Annotated in this window: 17 protein-coding genes and 1 riboswitch; of the genes, 13 read left to right on the top strand and 4 right to left on the bottom strand. The window is 66.3% G+C overall.

The window, feature by feature from the left end; genetic code table 11:
- Positions 1-5 precede the first annotated feature (5 nt).
- Positions 6-95, bottom strand: a riboswitch (yybP-ykoY riboswitch).
- A 224-nt stretch (positions 96-319) separates the two neighbouring features.
- The gene (locus tag HUT07_RS19990; protein ID WP_176022389.1) at positions 320-985 is read right to left on the bottom strand and encodes a response regulator transcription factor; all 666 of its coding nucleotides are present in this window, start codon (positions 983-985) and stop codon (positions 320-322) included.
- Positions 986-1106: 121 nt separating this feature from the next.
- A complete protein-coding gene (gene acs / locus HUT07_RS19985) occupies positions 1107-3050 on the bottom strand; it encodes an acetate--CoA ligase (protein WP_176022388.1) in 1944 nt (647 codons plus the stop codon).
- Between the two features lie 245 nt (positions 3051-3295).
- On the opposite strand from acs, the gene HUT07_RS19980 reads away from it, so the two are divergent.
- The 4 genes from HUT07_RS19980 (at position 3296) to xth (ending at position 8974) form a co-directional block, all read left to right on the top strand.
- Complete coding sequence (locus HUT07_RS19980; RefSeq protein WP_176022387.1) at positions 3296-4717, top strand: DcaP family trimeric outer membrane transporter; 1422 nt, start codon at positions 3296-3298, stop codon at positions 4715-4717.
- A 95-nt stretch (positions 4718-4812) separates the two neighbouring features.
- Entirely contained in the window at positions 4813-6468 is a 1656-nt protein-coding gene (locus HUT07_RS19975) for an MFS transporter (RefSeq protein ID WP_176022386.1), read from the top strand.
- A 185-nt stretch (positions 6469-6653) separates the two neighbouring features.
- Positions 6654-8060, top strand: a complete 1407-nt coding sequence (locus HUT07_RS19970) for a coniferyl aldehyde dehydrogenase (protein WP_176022385.1) — start codon at positions 6654-6656, stop codon at positions 8058-8060.
- Positions 8061-8206: 146 nt separating this feature from the next.
- Complete coding sequence (gene xth, locus HUT07_RS19965) at positions 8207-8974, top strand: exodeoxyribonuclease III (RefSeq protein ID WP_176022384.1); 768 nt, start codon at positions 8207-8209, stop codon at positions 8972-8974.
- A 51-nt stretch (positions 8975-9025) separates the two neighbouring features.
- Here xth and HUT07_RS19960 read toward each other — a convergent pair whose 3' ends face one another.
- Positions 9026-9277, bottom strand: coding sequence for a GlsB/YeaQ/YmgE family stress response membrane protein (locus HUT07_RS19960; RefSeq protein ID WP_012512507.1), 252 nt, complete (start codon positions 9275-9277; stop codon positions 9026-9028).
- Between the two features lie 84 nt (positions 9278-9361).
- On the opposite strand from HUT07_RS19960, the gene HUT07_RS19955 reads away from it, so the two are divergent.
- From HUT07_RS19955 to HUT07_RS19915, 9 genes are all read left to right on the top strand, one after another.
- The gene (locus HUT07_RS19955) at positions 9362-9961 is read left to right on the top strand and encodes a 4'-phosphopantetheinyl transferase superfamily protein (RefSeq protein WP_176022383.1); all 600 of its coding nucleotides are present in this window, start codon (positions 9362-9364) and stop codon (positions 9959-9961) included.
- Positions 9962-10000: 39 nt separating this feature from the next.
- Entirely contained in the window at positions 10001-10639 is a 639-nt protein-coding gene (gene rsmG, locus HUT07_RS19950; RefSeq protein WP_176022382.1) for a 16S rRNA (guanine(527)-N(7))-methyltransferase RsmG, read from the top strand.
- 111 nt (positions 10640-10750) lie between these two features.
- A complete protein-coding gene (locus HUT07_RS19945; protein WP_032976776.1) occupies positions 10751-11548 on the top strand; it encodes a ParA family protein in 798 nt (265 codons plus the stop codon).
- Positions 11548-12468: a ParB/RepB/Spo0J family partition protein gene (locus HUT07_RS19940; protein WP_089237881.1), complete on the top strand. Its 921-nt coding sequence runs from the start codon at positions 11548-11550 to the stop codon at positions 12466-12468. Before HUT07_RS19945 ends, HUT07_RS19940 begins: the two co-directional genes overlap by 1 nt.
- A gap of 143 nt (positions 12469-12611) precedes the next feature.
- Positions 12612-13337, top strand: a complete 726-nt coding sequence (locus HUT07_RS19935; protein ID WP_176022381.1) for a suppressor of fused domain protein — start codon at positions 12612-12614, stop codon at positions 13335-13337.
- 51 nt (positions 13338-13388) lie between these two features.
- A complete protein-coding gene (locus tag HUT07_RS19930; RefSeq protein WP_176022380.1) occupies positions 13389-14354 on the top strand; it encodes an NAD-dependent epimerase/dehydratase family protein in 966 nt (321 codons plus the stop codon).
- A 90-nt stretch (positions 14355-14444) separates the two neighbouring features.
- A complete protein-coding gene (locus HUT07_RS19925; protein ID WP_176022379.1) occupies positions 14445-15167 on the top strand; it encodes a glycosyltransferase family 2 protein in 723 nt (240 codons plus the stop codon).
- The gene (locus HUT07_RS19920) at positions 15167-15514 is read left to right on the top strand and encodes a lipid-A-disaccharide synthase N-terminal domain-containing protein (protein WP_176022378.1); all 348 of its coding nucleotides are present in this window, start codon (positions 15167-15169) and stop codon (positions 15512-15514) included. Before HUT07_RS19925 ends, HUT07_RS19920 begins: the two co-directional genes overlap by 1 nt.
- A gap of 372 nt (positions 15515-15886) precedes the next feature.
- Entirely contained in the window at positions 15887-17659 is a 1773-nt protein-coding gene (locus tag HUT07_RS19915; RefSeq protein ID WP_176022377.1) for a DUF885 family protein, read from the top strand.
- A gap of 116 nt (positions 17660-17775) precedes the next feature.
- On the opposite strand, the gene HUT07_RS19910 is transcribed toward HUT07_RS19915, so the two are convergent.
- The gene (locus HUT07_RS19910; RefSeq protein WP_176022376.1) at positions 17776-20985 is read right to left on the bottom strand and encodes a CusA/CzcA family heavy metal efflux RND transporter; all 3210 of its coding nucleotides are present in this window, start codon (positions 20983-20985) and stop codon (positions 17776-17778) included.
- Positions 20986-20994: the final 9 nt, after the last annotated feature.

Raw genomic sequence — 20994 nt, 5'->3', positions numbered from 1 at the left:
TCGCCAACCATCATGGTTGTCCACGCCACGGCGCACTGGCCGAGTATGTTGACGTGGACGATTCCTGCGTAGGAATCCGGCTACTCCCCAAGGGGACGCGAAGCTTAGCACCGCGATCCGCGCGTGGCGCATTTCCAGCGAAACGCGCAGGCAGGGCTGGTTTTTATAGCGATGGCTATATCGCGAGCGCAGCGGTACCTGGTAGTGCCGGCCGCTGGCCGGCACGCGCAACGGCGAAAGCGTGCCAAGCAAGCTTGGCACCTACCAGAGCGGTTTCATGCGTCGTCGGGCAATTGCCGGCCTGCGGCCGGCACTACCCTCAGTCTTCTTCCAGCGGCAGCACGATGGCGTCGTCGTCGATCGCCAGCTTGCCGGCCATCAGTACCGCCTGGGTGCGGTTGGTCACGCCCAGCTTGCGCAGGATCGCGGTGACGTGGGCCTTGATCGTTGCTTCGGAGACGTTGAGGTCGTAGGCGATCTGCTTGTTCAAGCGGCCGGCGCCCAGCATCTGCAGCACGCGGAACTGCTGCGGGGTCAGCTCGCGCAGGCGCTGGCCGACTTCGCGTTCTTCGCTGCCGGTCGGCGGCACGTTGTGTGCTTCCGGCGGCGCCCAGGTCTCGCCATCGAGGATGGTGCCGAGCGCATGGCCGATGGTGTCCGAATCAGCGGATTTCGGAATGAAGCCCAGTGCGCCGTGGTCGAGTGCGCGGCGCATCACCGTGGCTTCTTCGCGTGCGGAGACCACCACCACCGGCAGGTGCGGATGCAGCGAGCGCATGTGCACCAGCGCGTTGAAACCCTGTGCGCCGGGCATGTTGAGATCCATCAGGACCAGGTCGGCGTCGTTGTGCTGGTCGGCCAGCGCATACAACGCTTCCACGCTGTCGGCCTCGAACAGTTGAACGCCCGGAATGACCCGCTGCACGGCACCCCGCAGGGCTTCGCGGAACAACGGATGGTCATCGGCAATCAGGAGGGTGGTCATGGGTCGAGCTTATCGATCAGGAAAAAGGGCGGTGTGATGGCTGGCACAGGACGGGTTGAACATGGCCGGGTCCCTCCTCCCGGCCACGTTCGTGGCGCGTCCTGTGCCTGCGCTCACGTCATCAACGGACCTTGCGTTCGTCCACCAGGGAGGCCACCACCGACGGATCGGCCAGGGTCGAGGTGTCGCCGAGCTGGTCCGGCGCGTTCTCGGCGATCTTGCGCAGGATGCGGCGCATGATCTTGCCCGAGCGGGTCTTCGGCAGGCCCGGTGCCCACTGCAGATGGTCGGGCGTGGCGATCGGGCCGATCTCCTTGCGCACCCAGGCGACCAGTTCCTTCTGCAGTTCGTCGCTCGGCGCCTCTTCGGCCACCAGGGTGACGTAGGCGTAGATGCCCTGGCCCTTCACGTCGTGCGGGAAGCCCACGACCGCCGCTTCGGCCACCTTCGGGTGCGAGACCAGCGCGCTTTCCACTTCGGCGGTGCCGATGCGGTGGCCGGACACGTTGATCACATCGTCCACGCGGCCGGTAATCCAGTAGTAGCCGTCTTCGTCGCGGCGGCAGCCGTCACCGGTGAAGTAGCTGCCCGGGTAGGTGCGGAAGTAGGTATCGATGAAGCGTTGGTGGTCGCCGTACACCGTGCGCATCTGGCCCGGCCAGGAGTCACGGATGATCAGGTTGCCTTCGGTCGGGCCGTCCTTGATCTCGCCATCGGCATTGACCAGCGCCGGCTGCACGCCGAAGAAGGGCAGGGTGGCCGAACCCGGTTTCAGATCCATCGCGCCGGCCAGCGGCGAAATCAGGATGCCACCGGTTTCGGTCTGCCACCAGGTGTCGACGATCGGGCAACGGCTGTCACCCACGACCTCGTAGTACCAGCGCCAGGCTTCCGGGTTGATCGGCTCGCCGACGCTGCCAAGCAGGCGCAGCGAGGCACGCGAGGTCTTCTTCACCGGCTCCTCGCCCTCGCGCATCAGTGCGCGGATGGCGGTGGGGGCGGTGTAGAAGATCGACACCTTGTGCTTGTCGATCACGTTCCAGAAACGCGAGGTATCGGGGTAGTTCGGTACGCCCTCGAACATCAGCGAGGTGGCGCCATTGGCCAGCGGGCCGTACACGATGTAGCTGTGGCCGGTGACCCAGCCGACGTCGGCGGTGCACCAGTAGATGTCGTCCTCGCGCAGGTCGAACACCGCTTCATGGGTGTAGGCCGCGTACAGCAGGTAACCGGCGGTGGTGTGCAGCACGCCCTTCGGCTTGCCGGTGGAACCGGAGGTGTAGAGGATGAACAGCGGATCCTCGGCGTTCATCGGCTCCGGCTCGCAGCTGGCCGGCTGGCTGTCGACCACATCATGGAACCAGCGGTCACGCGGGGCCTGCATATCCACCGCACCGCCGGTGTGGCGCACCACCAGCACGGTTTCAACGGTGTTGGTACCCGGCAGCTTCAGTGCCGCATCGACGTTGGCCTTCAGCGGAATCTTCCGGCCGCCGCGCAGGCCTTCGTCGGCGGTGATGATCAGCTTGCTCTGGCAGTCACTGACACGGTCGGCGATCGAGTTCGGCGCGAAGCCACCGAACACCACCGAGTGGATCGCGCCGTTGCGCGCGCAGGCCAGCATGGCCACGGCAGCGTCAACGATCATCGGCAGGTAGATGGTGACCCGGTCGCCCTTCTTGACGCCCAGGTTGCGCAGCGCGTTGCCCAGACGGCAGGTGCGCTCGTACAGCTCGCGATAGGTCACGTGCTGGGCCGGCGCATCCGGGCTGTCCGGTTCGAACAGCAGTGCGGTCTTGTCGCCGCGTTTCTCAAGCTGGCGGTCCAGGCAGTTCACGCTGGCGTTGAGCTCGCCATCTTCGAACCACTTGATGTGGAAATCGGCCAGGTCGTAGCTGACGTTCTTGATCTTCGTCGGCTTGCGCGACCAGTCCAGCCGCTCGGCAGCCTTGCCCCAGAACGCATCCGGATCGGACACCGAGGCCTGGTACTGCTGTTCATAGGAATTCTTGTCGATACGCGCCTTGGCGGCGAACTGCGGATCGACGGGGTAGAGATCAGCCATGGCACCCTCACTTGCACGTTGACTTTGTGTGTGCAGCCGCAGCATTGCAGCAGCCGTTCCCCCTCAGTTTGCCCCATCCACCCCCGGCCGCGTCACCACTTCGGTTAGACCTTGGTCGAAAGTCGGCCCCCTGCAGGCCCGGGTTCGACCAATGGCCAATAGCCGATGCGTGCAAACGCCCCGCAGTCTCGGCTCGACCGTGCCCCACGCGCGGCATCACCTTGCCACTTGGGAGAGAGGGCAACATGAGCCACCGTACGTTGAAAGCCGTGCGCACACCTTTGGCGGCCTGCCTGTTGGTCGCCCTGGTCGCACCGGGCATGGCGTTCGCCGAGACCGCCAAAGAGAAGGCACTGGAAACACGCGTTGCCGAACTGGAGCGGCAGGTACAGGCGCTGCTGGCGTCACAGCAGCAGCAACAGACCCAGATCGTGCAGACCCAGCAGGCGGTCACCGACGTCCGCACGCTGCAGGCCGAACAGAAGCCGGCGGTGCCGGCGGGCAAGCAGCCGATCCAGGTCACCACCATCACCCCGGGCGCGGCACCGGGTACCACGGTCAAGATCGGCGGCTTCATCAAGGCCGACTTCCTGGCCACCCAGACCAGCGATGGCCAGTTGGCCGACGATGCCACCGGCCGCGCGCTGTACCTGCCCGGGCAGACCCCGGTGGCAGGCGCTGGCGGCAGCGGCAAGCGCTCGGACGTGGACTACAACGCCCACGCCAAGTTCTCGCGCTTCAACCTGGGCATCGACAACGTCAGCGAGTCGGGCAACAAGGCCGGCGCGTTCTTCGAGATGGATTTCTTCGGCAATTCGCTGGGCAACCAGACCGCCACCAATACCTATGGCGTGACCCTGCGCCATGCGTACATGTACTGGAACAACTGGATGGCCGGCCAGACCTGGTCGAACTTCATGGACGCGGCGTCGCTGCCGGAAGCCGTGGACTTCGTCGGTCCGACCGACGGTGTGATCTTCGTGCGCCAGGCCCAGGTGCGCTACACCCAGGGCGGCTTCAGCGTCGCGCTGGAGAATCCGGAAACCACCACCCTCACCGGTACCCGCAACCCGGTCACCGGCGCCTGGACCAACGCCAGTGCCAACTCCGACCGTGGCAGCCTGCCCGACCTGACGATGCGTTATGGCTGGAAGGGCGACTGGGGCACCTTCGGCGTGGGCGGCATCGTCCGCCAGCTGAAGGTCGACAATCAGGCCACCGGCGCCAAGGCCGACAAGGTGGCCGGCGGCCTCACCCTGGGCGGCAAGTGGGTGATGGGCAGCAGTGATTCGCTGCACTACCAGCTGACTGGTGGTGAAGGAATCGCCCGCTACATCGGCCTCGGTGTGACCGCCGATACCGCTTACGACGTCGCCCGCGACGAGCTCAACCCCACCGGCGTACTGGCCGGCTACGTGGGCTGGCGGCATGCGTTCTCGCCGAAGCTGCGCACGAATCTGATCTACGCGCGCAGTGACTACGACAACGACGGCAGCCTGGGGCCGCTGGTGACCAAGAGCGTGCAGAGCATCCGCGGCAACATCTTCTACACACCGATGCCCAAGGTCGATATCGGTGCCGAGTACATGTACGGCGTGCGTGAGATCGAGGATGGCCGCAAGGGCGACATCAACCGCCTGCAGTTCACCACGAAGTACAGCTTCTGATCGAGTGCCGACCGACGGTCGGCACCTACCAAGAATGAGTGCCGACCAACGGTCGGCACCCACCAACAACGATTGCTTCGGAGGGGAAGCGTCCCATGTCCACAACACCTGCACCGGCGAAAGCCCAACTTACCCAAGGACACAAGAAGGTCATCTTCGCGTCCAGCCTGGGCACCGTTTTCGAGTGGTACGACTTCTTCCTGTATGGCTCGCTTGCGGCCATCATCGCCAAGCAGTTCTTCAGTGGCGTCAATGAAACCACGGGCATGATCTTCGCCCTGCTGGCCTTCGCCGCCGGCTTCTTCGTGCGTCCGTTCGGCGCGGCCTTCTTCGGCAGCCTCGGCGACCGCATCGGCCGCAAGTACACCTTCCTGGTCACCATCCTGATCATGGGCATCTCGACCTTCCTGGTCGGCGTGCTCCCCAACTACGCCTCGATCGGCTTCGCCGCACCGGTGATCCTGATCATCCTGCGCCTGGCCCAGGGCCTGGCCATGGGCGGTGAATACGGCGGTGCCGCCACCTACGTGGCCGAGCACGCGCCGGACGACAAGCGCGGCCTGTACACCAGCTTCATCCAGTGCACCGCCACGCTGGGCCTGTTCATGTCGCTGCTGATCATCCTGGCCTGCCGCTACTTCCTGGGCAACGAAGCCTTCGAAGCCTGGGGCTGGCGTATTCCGTTCCTGGTCTCGATCCTGCTGCTGGGCGTTTCGGTGTGGATCCGCCTGCAGCTGAGCGAATCGCCGCTGTTCCAGCAGATGAAGTCCGAAGGCAAGGGTTCCAAGACGCCGTTCCGTGACAGCCTCAAGGGCGGCAACCTGAAGCTGATGCTGCTGGTCCTGCTGGGTGCCGCGGCTGGCCAGGCGGTGGTCTGGTACGGCGGCCAGTTCTACGCGCTGTTCTTCCTGAGCAGCATGCTGAAGGTCGATGCCACCACCTCCTACCTGCTGATCGCCGCCGCGCTGGCGCTGGGCGTGCCGTTCTTCATCTTCTTCGGCTGGCTGTCCGACCGTATCGGCCGCAAGAAGATCATCCTCGCCGGCTGCCTGCTGGCCGCCGTCACCTACATTCCGATTTTCAAGGGCCTGACCCACTTCGCGAATCCGGCTATCGAAGAAGCCCGCAGCAGCTCGCCGGCGCTCGTGGTTGCCGATCCGAACACCTGCTCGTTCCAGTTCGATCCGGTGGGCCTGCGCAAGTTCACCAGCTCCTGCGACGTGGCGACCGCCGCGCTGACCAAGGCCGGTGTGCCGTACGACGTGCAGCCCGCCGCTGCCGGTTCGCTGGCGATGGTGAACGTGGGTAGTGCCAGCGTCACCTCGTATGAGGCGGCCGGCCTGACCAAGGAAGAAGGCAAGGCCAAGGCCGATGCCTTCGGTGCCGAACTGAAGGGCGCGCTGACCACCGCCGGCTACCCGGCCAAGGCCGATGGTTCGCGCATCAACTACGCCGGCACGATCTTCATGCTGTGGCTGCTGGTGCTGTACGTGACCATGGTCTACGGCCCGATCGCCGCCTACCTGGTCGAACTGTTCCCGACCCGCATCCGCTACACCTCGATGTCGCTGCCGTACCACATCGGCAACGGCTGGTTCGGTGGCTTCCTGCCGGCGATCTCGTTCGCGCTGGTGGCCGGTACCGGCAACCTGTACTACGGCCTGTGGTACCCCATCATCATCGCGCTGATGTCGGTGGTGATCGGCGGCCTGTTCCTGCGTGAGACCAAGGACGTGGATATCACCAAGTAACCGGCGTGCCGACCAACGGTCGGCACCCACCGGTTTCAGGGGCCGTGGTGCAGACCACGGCCTTTTTCTTTCGGTAGTGCCGGCCGCTGGCCGGCAATTGCACGGTGCCCGTCGAAGGTCCTTGAGGTTGCCGGCCAGCGGCCGGCACTACCGTTCCGTTGCTCGGCACGCCGTATAGTCGCGGAATGAGCATCTCAGCCGCCGAACTCCCCGCCATCCTGCACACCCTGCGCAGCGCCTGGCAGTCGCAGCGCCCCACGCTGGACCAGCGCGAAGCCGATCTGCGCCGCCTGCGCGAGGCGCTGAAGGCACGCATGGACGAAATGGCTGCGGCCATCGCCGAGGACTTCGGCCACCGTGCCCACGTCGAATCGAAACTGGCCGATGGCATGAGCGTGTTGTCGGCCATCGACCACCTGCGCCGGCACCTGCGGCGCTGGTCGAAGCCGCGTCATGCGTCTGCTGGCTGGAAGCTGTGGCCGGCGCGCGCGCAGCTGCGGCCGACACCGCTGGGCGTGGTCGGGGTGATCTCGCCCTGGAACTACCCGGTCACGTTGGCGCTGGTACCGCTGGCCACCGCGATTGCTGCGGGCAACCACGTGCTGCTGAAACCCTCCGAACACACGCCGCGCACCAGCGCGTTCCTGGCCGATCTGCTGGCCAGCGTGTTTCCGCCCGATCGCGTGGCGGTGGTGCAGGGCGGCGCGGACGTGGCCGCAGCGGTGTCTTCGCTGCCGCTGGACCACCTTGTGTTCACCGGTTCCACCGCGGTCGGCCGCAAGGTGATGGCGGCGGCGGCGGAACATCTGGTACCGCTGACGCTGGAGCTGGGCGGCAAGTCACCCGCCATCGTCTGCCGCGATTTCCCGCTGGAAAAAGCCGCCGCGCGGCTGGCCACAGGCAAGTGGTTCAACGCCGGGCAGACCTGCATCGCGCCGGATTACGTGTTGATCGACACCGCGCGCCAGCGCGAGTTCGTGCAGGCGCTGCAGCAGCAGGTACGCGAACGCTACGGCGATTTCAGCGATGCCGACGACTACACGCGCATCATCAACGAAGGCCAGTACCGGCGCCTGCAGGGGTACCTGGCGCAGGCGCGCGAACGCGGGGTGCCGGTGATTCCGCTGGCGCAGGTGGATGAGGCCCGCGCTGATCGAGAGCGCCTGCTGGTGCCGACGGTGGTGCTGGACCCGCCGGATGACCTGGACCTGATGCGCGAGGAGATCTTCGGCCCGGTCCTGCCGGTGCGGGCCTATCCGGACCTGGAGGCGGCGTTGGCCGATGTGCTGGCCCGCGACCGGCCGCTGGCGCTGTACCCCTTCAGCCAGGATATGGCGACGGTGGAGCGCATCCTTGGCCAGGTGGTGGCCGGTGGGGTGACGGTGAATGACACGCTGCTGCACTTCGCCGCCGATGGTCTGCCGTTCGGCGGGGTAGGAGCCAGCGGCATGGGCGCGTACCACGGCCGGGCCGGGTTCGATGCGATGAGCAAGCGGCTGCCGGTGCTGTGGCAGTCACGCTGGGCGGCCAGTGACCGGCTGCGGCCGCCGTATTCGAAGATTGCGGGGTTGTTGAGATTGCTGCTGCGGTGAAGCCATTCCGGTGACGCATTCCCGTAGAGCCGAGCCCACGCTCGGCTGCTCTTGGCTGGTCCAGGCAGAAGCAGCCGAGCGTGGGCTCGGCTCTACACGGGAAGCCGGGCCGACCCCCATCCCGGCCACCCGGGTAGAATGCCCCCATGAAGATCGCCTCGTGGAACGTCAATTCGCTCAATGTCCGCCTGCCGCACCTGGAGCAGTGGCTCAAGGACTTCGGCCCGGACATCGTCGGCATCCAGGAAACCAAGCTGGAGGACCACAAGTTCCCCGATTCTCCGCTGATCGCTGCCGGCTACCGCAGCGTGTTCGCCGGCCAGAAGACCTACAACGGCGTGGCGCTGGTGTCGCGCGAGCCGGCGCAGGACGTGCAGATCGGTATTCCCGGCTTCGAGGACGAGCAGAAACGCGTCATCGCCGGCACCTTCGGCGACCTGCGGGTGATCAACCTGTACGTGGTCAACGGCCAGGACATCGGCACCGACAAGTACGAGTACAAGCTGCGCTGGCTCGAGGCGGTGCACGCCTGGATCGCCGAAGAACTGCAGCGGCATCCAAAGCTGATCGTGATGGGCGACTTCAACATCGCCCCTGATGCGCGCGACGTGCACGACCCGGAGGTGTGGAACGAGAACCACATCCTGACCTCCACCGCCGAGCGTGGCGCGCTGGAAAAGCTGCTGCAGCTGGGCCTGCACGATGGCTTCCGCCTGCACAACGACGAGGCCGGCACCTTCAGCTGGTGGGATTACCGCGCGGCCGGTTTCCGCCGCAACCTGGGCCTGCGCATCGACCTGACCCTGGTGTCTGATGCGCTGAAGGGCAGCGCGGTGGCCTCGGGCATCGACCGCGAGCCGCGAACCTGGGAACGCCCCAGCGATCATGCGCCGGCGTGGGTGCAGCTGGGTTGAAACAACGAGGCCCGGCAATGGCCGGGCCCCGTATTCAAGCAGTATGTCGCGTCAGCGTATGCTCTTGCGGGTGAACAGGTTGACGATCGCCAGCAGGATCACCGCGCCGATCAGCGAGAACAGGAACGTGCGGATGGTGATCGCTTCGTTGATGCCGCCGCCGAACAGCCAGCCGGAAATCAGCGCGCCGACGATGCCGACCACGATGTTGAGGATGATGCCCTGTTGGGCATCGCGCTTCATGATGATGCTGGCCAGCCAGCCTACGATGCCGCCGACGATCAGCCAAACGATGATGCCCATGATCGAACCTCCGGTGGGGAACTGTGACCAGTTGACGCGCAGGCCTGTGAACCCGTCGTGGAATTACGTGATGGGCGCGTGCGGATGAGCCTGCCAGCGACCTTGGACGGCCCGTGGCGGTTTGGTCCGGTCACGGTCTGGCGCTGCCCACATGTGCCCGGCCAGCGCGGTGAGCCGCAGGCCCGGCAGGTGCTGGCGCAGGCGCTGGGCGGCGAGCCGGACGCGCTGCCGCTGGTCCGCGATGACAAGGGCCGCCCCGAGCTGAGCGGCGCGCTGGCCCACTACGGCACCGGCTGGAGCCACAGCGGCGAGGTGCTGCTGGTGGCGCTGGGCGAGGGCGTGCGGTTGGGCGTGGACCTGGAACTGCTGCGCCCGCGCCCACGCATGCTGGAAATCATCCAACGCTTCTTCCATCCCGACGAAGTGGTCTGGCTGCAGGGCCTGGACGAGGCCGATCGCGAGCATTGGTTCTTCCGCGTGTGGTGTGCCAAGGAAGCCATGCTGAAGGCGCACGGGCAGGGCATTTCCTTTGGCCTGCACCGCCTGCAGTTGGCCCCTGCCGCCGATGGCGCGCTGCACCTGCGCTGGTGCGACCCGGAACTGGGCGAGGCCGCGCGCTGGCACCTGCACGAGTGGCAGGCCAGCGGCCAGTTCCGCGCCGCATTGGCCTGGTATCCGCAGTGAATCGCCGAATCTGCAGTGAAAACCGGCGATAATGTCGGCATGAGCGAACACGATCTTCCCGCCGGCGTAGCGACCACGCTGCAGCAGGGCCTGGCCCGAATGGGCCTGGCCGCCGAGCTGGCCCCGCCGCTGCTGCGCTACCTGGCGCTGCTGCACCGCTGGAACGGCACCTACAACCTCACCGCCATCCGCGATCCGCAGGAAATGGTCACCCGCCATCTGCTCGATTCGCTGGCGATGCAGCCGTTCGTGGCCGATGGCAGCCTGGCCGATCTCGGCACCGGTCCCGGGCTGCCCGGCATCCCGCTGGCGATTGCCTGCCCGGGCCTGCAGGTCACCCTGGTGGAAAGCAATGGCAAGAAGGCCCGCTTCATGCGCGAGGCCGTGCGCCAGCTGGGCCTGGGCAATGCCCGCGTGGCCGAGTCGCGCGCCGAAGCGCTGGCCGAGCCGGGCAGCTACGACCAGCTGACCGCGCGCGCGATGGACACCCTGGCCGGCATCGTCCGCGTCGGTGGCCACCTGCTGCGCCCCGGTGGCGTGTTGCTGGCCATGAAAGGCGTCTACCCGCATGAAGAGATCGCAGCGCTGCCGGCCGGTTGGCAGGTGCGCGAGGTGGTCCCGCTGAGCGTGCCCGGCCTGGCCGGCGAACGCCATCTGGTCACCGTCACAGGCCCCTGAACCCGCCGCCACCCCCTTGTGGAACAAGCGGTTGGCGATCCACGATTTCCGCACGGGCCCGGTTGTACGCATAATGACCGGTCCCAGCACACGTCGACGAGGCACACCCGCATGGCCCGCATCATCGCCATCGCCAACCAGAAGGGTGGCGTCGGCAAGACCACGACCGCCGTCAACCTGGCCGCTTCCCTGGCCAACGCACCCAAGCGCGTGCTGTTGGTCGACCTGGACTCCCAGGGCAACGCGACCATGGGCAGTGGCGTGGACAAGCGCGAGCTGGTCTCCTCCACCTACGATCTGCTGCTGGGCGAGTCCAGCGCGGCCGACGTACGCGTGCAGACCGCCGAAGGCTATGACCTGCTGCCGGGCAACATCGACCTGACCGCGGCCGAGATCCAGCTGATGGCGCAGAGCGAGCGCGAGCAGCGCCTGAAGCGCGCGCTGGCGCCGATCCGCGACGAGTACGACTACATCCTGATCGACTGCCCGCCGGCGCTGTCGCTGCTGACGCTCAACGCGCTGGCCGCCGCCGATTCGGTGATCGTGCCGATGCAGTGCGAGTACTACGCACTGGAAGGCCTGAGCGCGCTGGTGGAAACCATCGAAGCGCTGCGCGCCAATCTCAACCCGGCGCTGGAGATCGAAGGCGTGCTGCGCACCATGTTCGACGTGCGCAACAACCTGGCCAATGCCGTGTCGGCCGAACTGACCGAGCACTTCGGTGACCGCGTGTTCCGCACCATCGTGCCGCGCAACGTGCGCCTGGCCGAGGCGCCCAGCCATGGCCAGAGCATCGTCGGCTACGATCGCGCTTCGCGTGGCGGCGTGGCCTACCTCGGTCTGGCCGGCGAGATCATCCGCCGCAACAACGAACGCAACAAGGCCAGCAAGGCCGTGGAGACCGTCTGATGACCAGCAAGCCTGCAGCCAAGAAGCGTGGCCTCGGCCGCGGCCTGGACGCCCTGCTGGGGCCCAAGGGCGCGGTCAGCCAGGTGCAGGCCAGCACGGCGGTGATCGAACCGCTGCCCGGTGAAGTGCTGCGCAAGCTGCCGGTAGGCCAGCTGCAGCCGGGCAAGTACCAGCCGCGTCGCGAAATGGACCAGGGCAAGCTGTCCGAACTGGCCGACTCGATCAAGTCGCAGGGCGTGATCCAGCCGATCCTGGTGCGCCAGCTGCCGGCAGGCAACTTCGAAATCGTCGCCGGTGAACGTCGCTGGCGCGCCTCGCAGCTGGCCGGCCTGGACGAAGTACCGGTGGTGGTGCGCGAGCTGGAAGACCGCACCGTCATCGCGATGGCGCTGATCGAGAACATCCAGCGCGAAGACCTCAACCCGCTGGAAGAAGCCGAAGCGCTGCAGCGCCTCATCAGCGAATTCACCCTGACCCATGCCGAGGCCGCCGAGGCCGTTGGCCGCTCGCGCGCGGCGGTGTCCAACCTGCTGCGCCTGCTGGAGCTGCCGATCGCCATCCGCCTGCTGCTGGAAACGCGCCGGCTGGAGATGGGGCACGCGCGTGCGCTGCTGACCCTGGCGCCGGAACTGGCCAGCAAGCTGGCGCAGGAAGCGGCCGATGAAGGCTGGTCGGTGCGCGAGGTCGAGCGTCGTGCGCAGGCATTCGCTGCCGGCAAGGTGCCGAGCAACCGTCCGCAGCCGGTGGCCAAGGTGCAGCAGGCCGATATCGCCTCGCTGGAAACCGAGCTGTCCGAAGTGCTGGGCACCTCCGTTGCGATCAATCATGGCCGCGGTGGCAAGGGCAAGCTGATCATCCATTACGCCAACCTGGACACGCTCGATGGCGTGCTGGAGCGGCTGCGCACGCGCCAGGGCTGACCCGGCGCAGGTTCATGGGAGTACGGCCTGTTCCTGCCGTGCTCCGTCGATTGCAGGGAACGCACCGCCGCGCGTGCCGGAGGTCGCATCGTCCACCCGCGGGTGGGCTCGCTCCGCCCCGTGGCTCATCCAGGGAGCAGGACATGAGCATTGAAATCGACGACGTCAGCCCGGGCGGCAGCCCGATCCTCGTGCACAGCCGCGAGAAGGACTTCACCCCGGCCCACGGCGAAGAACACATCGAGGCGATCAGCGCCTACATCGAGCGCCATCTTGGCCCGATCTCCGGCGTCTTCCACGAAATCATCTCCGATATCGTGCACATCGACGTGCATGTGGTGCCGGCCACCGACGAATGTCCGTACCTGCGGCTGGTGACCTCGGGCATGAGCGATCTGCCGATGTCCGTGCCCGATGAGGTCGATGCGCCCAGGCACATGGAACTGATGGTGACCCTGCCGGCGGATTGGCCGATCAGCGATGACGCCTTCAAGGATGAACGCAACTATTGGCCGGTGCGGCTGTTGAAGACCCTGGCGCGGTTGCCGCATGAGTACGACACCTGGCTGGGCTTCGGCCATACCATTCCCAACGGCCATCCGTCCGAGCCCTATGCACCGGGCGTGGGATTCGATGGCGCCATCGTGTTGCCGCCGGTCACCACGCCCGATGAGTTCGGCACGCTGGTGCTGGAAGACGGCACGACCATCGAATTCATGGCGATCGTGCCGCTGTACCCGGAAGAGATGGATCTGAAGCTGAAAAAGGATGCGGAAGCCCTGCTGGATCGCTTCGATGCGAAGAACATCCAGGACGTGATCGAACCCGGCCGCACCAATGTGGCCAAGAAGCGTTTCGGGCTGTTCTGAGCCCGCAGCGTATCCTCTGCACCTGTACTCATTGATTTCCAGGCAACTGCAATGACCATCCTGCTCACCGGCGCTGCCGGCTTCATTGGTGCCTACACCGCGCGCGCGCTGCTGGAGGCTGGCCGGTCCGTGGTTGGCCTGGACAACTTCAACGACTACTACGACCCGCAGATCAAGCGCGACCGCGTGGCCGCGCTGTGCCCGACGCTGGACCTGCGCACGCTGGACCTGACCGACCGCGATGGCCTGGCCGCACTGTTCGACGAAATACAGCCGACAGCGGTGATCCACCTGGCCGCGCAGGCCGGCGTGCGTTATTCGCTGGAAAATCCGCACGCCTACGTCGACAGCAACCTGGTCGGCTTCGTCAACATGCTCGAGCTGTGCCGCCATCGCGGCGTGCAGCACCTGGTGTACGCGTCCAGCAGTTCGGTGTACGGCGATTCGGCCACGCCGCCGTTCTCCGAAGACCAGCGCGTGGACCAGCCGCGCTCGCTGTACGCCGCAACCAAAGCCGCCAATGAACTGATGGCCTACACCTACGCGCAGCTGTATGGCCTGCATGCCACCGGCCTGCGCTTCTTCACCGTCTACGGCCCGTGGGGCCGGCCGGACATGGCGCCGCTGCTGTTCTCGCGCGCGGTGCTGGCCGGTCGTTCGATCGATGTGTTCAACGAAGGTCGCATGCAGCGCGACTTCACACATGTTTCCGACATCGTGGCCGGTATCCTCGGCGCCCTCGCGCATCCGGCCGATGGTCCGGTGCCGCACCGGGTGTTCAACCTCGGCAACCACACGCCGGTCGAGCTGGAGCGCTTCATCGGCGTGATCGAGCAGGCCGCGGGTCGGCCCGCGCAGAAGGTCTACAAGCCGATGCAGCCGGGCGACATGGTACGCACGATGGCCGATACCCGGCGCGCACATGACGCATTTGGCTACGAACCGACCATGCCCATCGAACAGGGCCTGCCACCGGTGGTGCAGTGGTGCCGCGAGTACTTTGCTGATCGCGCGTGAGAAACCTTCCTCACACTGCCGGATTCATCTTCGGATAACCTCGGCATCGGAAAATGCGCGGTCTTTGTCCCTCCTTGGCCGAGTCCCCCCATGAGCCAACCCGAGCTGTCCGTTGTTGTCCCGGTATTCAATGAGCACGACAACGTCGCGCCGCTGGTGGCTGAAATCACCGCTGCGCTGCGCGGCCGGCTGCCGTTCGAGATCGTCTACATCGACGATCATTCGCGCGATGACACCCTGGCCGTGCTGCAGGGGCTGAAGGCCACCACGCCGGAACTGCGGGTGCTGCACCATGTCTCGCAGAGCGGGCAGAGCACCGCGGTACGTACCGGCGTCAAGCACGCGCGTGCACCGTGGATCGCCACCCTCGACGGTGACGGCCAGAACGATCCGGCCGACATCCCCAAGCTGCTGCAAGCCCGCAGCGCCGCCGCCACCGAGGTCAAGCTGTTCGCCGGCTGGCGCGTCAACCGTCAGGACAGCGGCAGCAAGCGTTGGGCCAGCAAGTGGGCCAACGCCATCCGCGCGCGCATGCTGCGCGATGACACCCCCGATACCGGCTGCGGCATCAAGCTGTTCGAGCGCAATGCTTTTCTCGATCTGCCGTACTTCGACCATATGCATCGCTACCTGCCGGCGCTGATGCAGCGCGCCGGCTGGAAGACCATCAGCGTGCCGGTCAACCACCGCCATCGCACGGCCGGCGTGTCCAAGTACAACAACCTGGGCCGCGCGCTGGTCGGCATCCGCGACCTGCGCGGCGTGGCCTGGCTGATCACCCGCAGCAAGCGCACCGCGGTGGAGGAGCGTTGATGGATCTGGAGCTTCATTGGCTGGACCAGCCGCTGACCTGGTTGTACTGGACCGGCCTGCACGTGACCGGTTGGAAGCTGATCGGCTACACCGGTGCACTGATGTTCGGTGGCCGCTGGCTGGTCCAGTTCGTTGCGTCCAAGCGCGCCGGCAAGCCGGTGATCCCGCGCCTGTTCTGGTACATGAGCGTGGTCGGCAGCCTGATGACGCTGAGCTACTTCCTGTTCTCGGCCAAGCAGGACTCGGTGGGCGTGCTGCAGAACCTGTTCCCGGCGTTCACGGCGTTGTACAGCCTGCAACTGGACATCAAGCATCGCGGCTGGAAGCGGGACAGGGCCAGCCACTGAAGCTCGTGTAGACGCCGACCTTGGTCGGCGCTGGGTTTTGCGGGGCCAACCAAGGTTGGCCACTACCAGAGCGGCAATGCTGGCGCCTCGGTGCTCCGGTAGACGCCGACCTTGGTCGGCGCAGGTGTGCCCAGCGCCAGGGGCATCCACGCATGGCGTGGATCTACTGAGGCCGGGCTCTGTCCCATGCCATGCGAGGCGTGGATTCTTTCACGCATCGAGCACAAGAGCAGCCGACCAGCCTTCGGCGCTGGGGTCCCGGCCTGCGGCCGGTTCCCGGTCCTGCCTGCGTTGCAGGCAGGACCTTCGTCCCATGCCATGCGCGATGCGGGGTGCCATGATCGGGGTCTGCCTTCCCGGGAACCTGTGCTCGTGAAAACCCGTCTTGCCGTAGCCCTGCTCATCGCCCTGTCTGCCCCTGCCGTGGCCCTGGCCGCACCGTCCACCGCCACCGCCCCGGCCAGCGTGGCCACCGAATCGCCCGCCGATGCCGCCTTCCGCGCGCTGTACGAGAAGGAATGGAAGTGGCGCCAGGATGGCGGCGGCGAGGCCAGCGAGGACGAAGACGCCCCGGCCAACGCCACCCGCATGCCCGACGTCGGCCCGGCCGCGCAGCAGGCGCGCCTGAAGATGTGGGACGAGACCCTCGCCGCGCTGAAGAAGATCGATCCGAAGACCCTGTCGCCCGACAACCAGGTCAACTACGCGATCTACCGCGACCAGGTGTTCAACCTGGCCGAAGAAGTGCGCCTGCGCGGCTACGAGATGCCGTTCAACGCCGACTCCTCGTTCTGGTCCAACCTGTCCTTCATGGCCCGGCGCGAGATGAAGACCGTGCAGGACTACCAGAACTACATCGCACGGCTGAACGATGTGCCGCGCTACTTCGGCCAGCAGACCGACAACATGCGCGCCGGCCTCAAACGCGGCTTCAGCGTGCCGCGTGCGGTGCTCGACGGCCGCGAGGTATCCATCGCCACCGTCGCCGAGCTGAAGGACCCGACCGAATCGCCGTTGTACGCGCCGTTCAAGAAGCTGCCAAGCACCATCCCGGCCGCCGAGCAGGCCAAGCTGCAGGCGCAGGCGCGTGCGGCGATCAGTGGCAAGGTGGTGCCGGCGTTCCAGCAGCTGCGCACGTTCTTCGTCAACGAATACGTGCCGCAGGCACGCACCACCCTGGCCGCCGAAGCGATGCCCGACGGCAAGGCCTACTACAAGCAGCAGATCCACGAATACACCACGCTGGACCTGTCGCCGGACGAGATCCACCGCATCGGCCTGGATGAAGTGGCACGCATCCAGAAGGAAATGAACGACATCATCAAGCAGGTGAAGTTCAAGGGCAGCTTTGCCGAGTTCCTGACCTTCCTGCGTACCGATCCGCAGTTCTACGCCAAGACACCGGAAGAGCTGCTGTCGCGTGCCGCATGGATCTCAAAGCGCGCGGATGGCCAGCTCGGCAAGTACATGACATTGCCGCGCGCGCGCTTCACCATCGTGCCGGTGCCGCCGGACATCGCGCCGTTCTGGACCGCCGGCCGCGGTGGCATGGGCACCTATTGGCTCAATACCTACAACCTGCCGTCGCGCCCGCTGTACAACCTGCCGGCGTTGACCCTGCACGAATCCGATCCGGGCCATGCACTGCAGGGTGCCATCGCCGCCGAGCAGAAGAACCTGCCGGAGTTCCGCCGCAATGCTTACATCTCCGCCTATGGCGAAGGCTGGGCGCTGTACTGCGAGAAGCTGGGCGTGGAAATGGGCATCTACGAAACCCCGTACGAGGATTTCGGTCGCCTGACCTACGAGATGTGGCGCGCCACGCGCCTGGTGATCGACACTGGCGTGCACAGCAAGGGCTGGAGCCGCGAGCAGGCCCTGGCCTACCTGCGTGACCACACCGCGTTGAGCGAGCATGAAGTGACCACCGAGGTGGACCGCTACATTTCCTGGCCGGGCCAGGCGCTGAGTTACAAGCTGGGCGAGATCGCCATCGTGCGCCTGCGCGCGCAGGCGGAGAAGGAGCTGGGTGACAAGTTCGACATCAAGGGCTTCCACGACACGCTGCTGAAGCAGGGCTCAGTGCCGTTGCCGGTGCTGGAGCAGCAGATCCAGGCGTACATCGCCGAGCGCAAGAAGGCCTGACCCATCGCGCCGTCGGGCATGGCCCGGCGTAACCGGAATGCGGAATGGTAGTGCCGGCCGCTGGCCGGCAACCCCAGCAGAAAGGGGCGGATCACATGATCCGCCCCTTTTGTCTTTCAGCCTGCCGCCCGCACCTTCGCCACGCGCGCGGCGAAGGTCGGCAGCACCAGCAGGGTCAGCACCGTGGCAGTGATCAAGCCACCGATCACCACCGTCGCCAGCGGCTTCTGCACTTCCGCACCGGAACCACTGGCAATCGCCATCGGGATGAAACCGACGATCGCCACCAGCGCCGTGGTCAGCACCGCGCGGATACGGCTGGACGCACCATTGATCGCGGCCATCATCGGCAGGTCACCGGCGTCCAGGCGCTCACGGATCGCCTGCATCAGCACCAGGCCGTTGAGCGTGGCCACGCCGGACACGGCGATGAAGCCCACCGCTGCCGACACCGAGAACGGCATGCCGCGCAGCAGCAGGGCGAGGATGCCGCCGACCAGCGCCAGCGGTACGCAGCTGAAGACCAGAATGGCTTCCTTGCCACTGCGCAGGGCCATGAACAGCAGGCTGCCGATCAGCAGGAACACCACCGGCACCACCGTGGCCAGGCGCTTTTCCGCACGCTGCAGGTTCTCGAACTGGCCACCCCAGGTCAGGTACGCACCCGGTGGCAGCGCCACGTCTGCGACGGCGGTCTGTGCTTCGCCAACGAAGCCGCCGAGATCGCGGCCGCGCACGTTGGCCTGCACCACCACCCGCCGGCTGCCATTGTTGCGGCTGATCTGGTTCGGCCCTTCGCTGACGCTGATGCGGGCCACCGAGGACAGCGGGATCACCACGCCAGCCGGCGTGGCGATCGGCAGCGAGGCCAGCTGATCCGGGTCGTTGCGTGCGCTGTCATCCAGCCGCACCACCACGTCAAAGCGGCGGTCGCCCTCGAAGATCTTGCCGGCTGCCGTGCCGCCGATGCCGGTGGACAGCGCATCGCTGACGTCCGCGGCGGTCAATCCGTACTGCGCCGCTGCCACATGGTCGATCTTGACGTTGAGCGTGGGCAGGCCTGAAATCTGCTCCACGCGCACATCGGCCGCACCCTCCACCGCACGCAGTTTCAGCGCCACCTGATCGGCGACCTTCTGCAGCTGGCTGAAGTCATCGCCGAAGATCATCACCGCCAGATCGGTCCGCACGCCGGAAATCAGCTCGTTGAAGCGCAGCTCGATCGGCTGGCTGAACTCGAAGCTGTTGCCCAGCTGCTGGCCGGCCAGCTTTTCGAAGCGGGCCACCAGGGCCTCCTTGCCCAGCTTCGGATCGGGCCAGTCCGCACGTGGCTTGAGCACGATCACGCTGTCGGAAATGTTGGTCGGCATCGGGTCGATCGCCGCTTCAGCGGTGCCGGTACGCGAGAACACCGTTTCCACCTCCGGTTGCTGGGCAATCGCCTTTTCCAGTGCCAGCTGCATCGCCAGCGACTGCTCCAGTGAAGTAGACGGCACGCGCAGTGCCTGCATCGCCACGTTGCCTTCATCCAGGGTCGGCATGAACTCGCGGCCGAGCAGGCCGAACGAACCGATGCCCACCAGCAGCATCAGGCCCGCACCGGCCACCACCGCCCGCGGACGCGCGACGGCCTGGCGGATGATCGGCTCGATACGCCCACGCAGCACGCGGATCAGCTTCGTTTCGTGCTCGCCATCATCGCTGTGTGCCTCGCCTTCCTTGAGCTTTGGCTCGCGAACCATCAGTGCAGCCATCGCCGGCACAAAGGTGAAGGAGAAGATGAAGGCACCCACCAGGGCCAGCATGAAGGTGGCGGCCATCGGGTGGAACGTTTTGCCTTCCACACCTTCCAGAGTGAGGATCGGCGCGAACACCAGCAGGATGATCAGCTGGCCGAACGCTGCAGGTCGCGCCATCCTGCGCGCCGAATCGGCCGCTACGCGCAGGCGCTCCATCGCGGTCAACGCACGGCCCAGTTCGGCACGGCGCTGGCCCAGCATCAGCAGTGTTGATTCGATCACGATCACCGCACCGTCCACCAGGATGCCGAAGTCCAGTGCACCCAGGCTCATCAGGTTGCCGCTGATGCCGAAGCGGTTCATGCCGATCACCGCGAACAGGAACGACAGCGGGATCACCAGTGCGGTGATCGTCGCCGCGCGCAGGTTGCCGAGCAGCAGGAACAGCACCACCACCACCAGCAGCGCGCCCTCGGTGAGGTTCCTGGCCACGGTCTTGATGGTGGAATTGACCAGCACGCTACGGTCCAGCACCGGCGCTGCCACGATGTCGGCCGGCAGCGATTTGTTCACCTGTTCAAGGCGCGCGGCAGCGGCCTGCGCCACGGTGCGGCTGTTGCCACCGGCAATCATCAGCGCGGTGCCCAGCACGGCCTCGTGGCCGTTGCGGCTGGCCGCACCCAGACGCGGCGCGCGGCTCAGTTCCACGGTGGCCACATCGGCCACGCGCACCACCACGCCATTGCGGGTCGCTACCGGCGCCTGCGCAAGGTCGTCGGTGGTCAGCGCCAAGCCATCGGCACGCACCACCAGGCCCTCGCCGGCACGCTGCACGAAACCGGCACCGGCCTGCACGTTGGAGCGCTGCAGTGCCGTCACCAGGTCGGCCAGGCCCAGGCCATGCGCGGCCAACCGCGCGCTGTCCGGATGCACGCCGTACTCCTTCACGTAGCCACCGACGGTGTCGACGCCTGCCAGCCCGGGGCTGGAGCGCATCTGCGGTGCGATGATCCAGTCCTGCACGGTGCGCAGGTAGGTGGCGCGCTCTTCCGGCGTGCGCAGCAGATTGCCTTCCGGCGTGCGGTAGACCTCGCCGGCCTGCCAGCCCGCTTCACCGGGCTTGGCCAGCTTGGCAGGGTCGAACGCGGTGAAATCCACCGTCCACATCAACACCTCGCCGAGTCCGGTGGTGACCGGCGACAGCATCGGCGACGCACCATCAGGCAGGTCTTCGGAGGCCTCGCGCATGCGTTCGGCCACCTGCTGGCGGGCGAAGTAGATGTCGGTGGCGTCGGTGAAGATCGCGGTGACCTGCGAGAAGCCATTGCGCGACAGCGAACGGGTGGTGGTCAGGCCGGGGATGCCGGCCAGCGCGGTTTCCAGCGGATAGGTCACCTGCCGCTCGATCTGCTCGGGCGTCAGTGCCGGTGCCACGGTGTTGATCTGCACCTGGCGGTTGGTGATGTCCGGTACCGCATCGATCGGCAGCTTGCCGAGCTGGAACAGGCCTACGGCGGCAACGAGTGCAGCCAGGGCCACGACCAGCCAGCGGTGGCGTACCGCGGTTTCAATGATGAGCTTGAACATGGAAGGTCC

Origin of the sequence: Stenotrophomonas sp. NA06056 (assembly GCF_013364355.1) — a bacterium.
Taxonomy (GTDB): Bacteria; Pseudomonadota; Gammaproteobacteria; order Xanthomonadales; family Xanthomonadaceae; genus Stenotrophomonas.
The sequence above is the reverse complement of the archived record's forward strand: the minus strand, read 5'-3'. Positions and strand labels throughout refer to the sequence as shown.

Coding starts and splice junctions, on each gene's coding strand:
- HUT07_RS19990 (WP_176022389.1), bottom strand. CDS start 985: ATGACCACCCTCCTGATTGCCGATGACCATCCGTTGTTCCGCGAAGCC.
- acs (WP_176022388.1), bottom strand. CDS start 3,050: ATGGCTGATCTCTACCCCGTCGATCCGCAGTTCGCCGCCAAGGCGCGT.
- HUT07_RS19980 (WP_176022387.1), top strand. CDS start 3,296: ATGAGCCACCGTACGTTGAAAGCCGTGCGCACACCTTTGGCGGCCTGC.
- HUT07_RS19975 (WP_176022386.1), top strand. CDS start 4,813: ATGTCCACAACACCTGCACCGGCGAAAGCCCAACTTACCCAAGGACAC.
- HUT07_RS19970 (WP_176022385.1), top strand. CDS start 6,654: ATGAGCATCTCAGCCGCCGAACTCCCCGCCATCCTGCACACCCTGCGC.
- xth (WP_176022384.1), top strand. CDS start 8,207: ATGAAGATCGCCTCGTGGAACGTCAATTCGCTCAATGTCCGCCTGCCG.
- HUT07_RS19960 (WP_012512507.1), bottom strand. CDS start 9,277: ATGGGCATCATCGTTTGGCTGATCGTCGGCGGCATCGTAGGCTGGCTG.
- HUT07_RS19955 (WP_176022383.1), top strand. CDS start 9,362: ATGAGCCTGCCAGCGACCTTGGACGGCCCGTGGCGGTTTGGTCCGGTC.
- rsmG (WP_176022382.1), top strand. CDS start 10,001: ATGAGCGAACACGATCTTCCCGCCGGCGTAGCGACCACGCTGCAGCAG.
- HUT07_RS19945 (WP_032976776.1), top strand. CDS start 10,751: ATGGCCCGCATCATCGCCATCGCCAACCAGAAGGGTGGCGTCGGCAAG.
- HUT07_RS19940 (WP_089237881.1), top strand. CDS start 11,548: ATGACCAGCAAGCCTGCAGCCAAGAAGCGTGGCCTCGGCCGCGGCCTG.
- HUT07_RS19935 (WP_176022381.1), top strand. CDS start 12,612: ATGAGCATTGAAATCGACGACGTCAGCCCGGGCGGCAGCCCGATCCTC.
- HUT07_RS19930 (WP_176022380.1), top strand. CDS start 13,389: ATGACCATCCTGCTCACCGGCGCTGCCGGCTTCATTGGTGCCTACACC.
- HUT07_RS19925 (WP_176022379.1), top strand. CDS start 14,445: ATGAGCCAACCCGAGCTGTCCGTTGTTGTCCCGGTATTCAATGAGCAC.
- HUT07_RS19920 (WP_176022378.1), top strand. CDS start 15,167: ATGGATCTGGAGCTTCATTGGCTGGACCAGCCGCTGACCTGGTTGTAC.
- HUT07_RS19910 (WP_176022376.1), bottom strand. CDS start 20,985: ATGTTCAAGCTCATCATTGAAACCGCGGTACGCCACCGCTGGCTGGTC.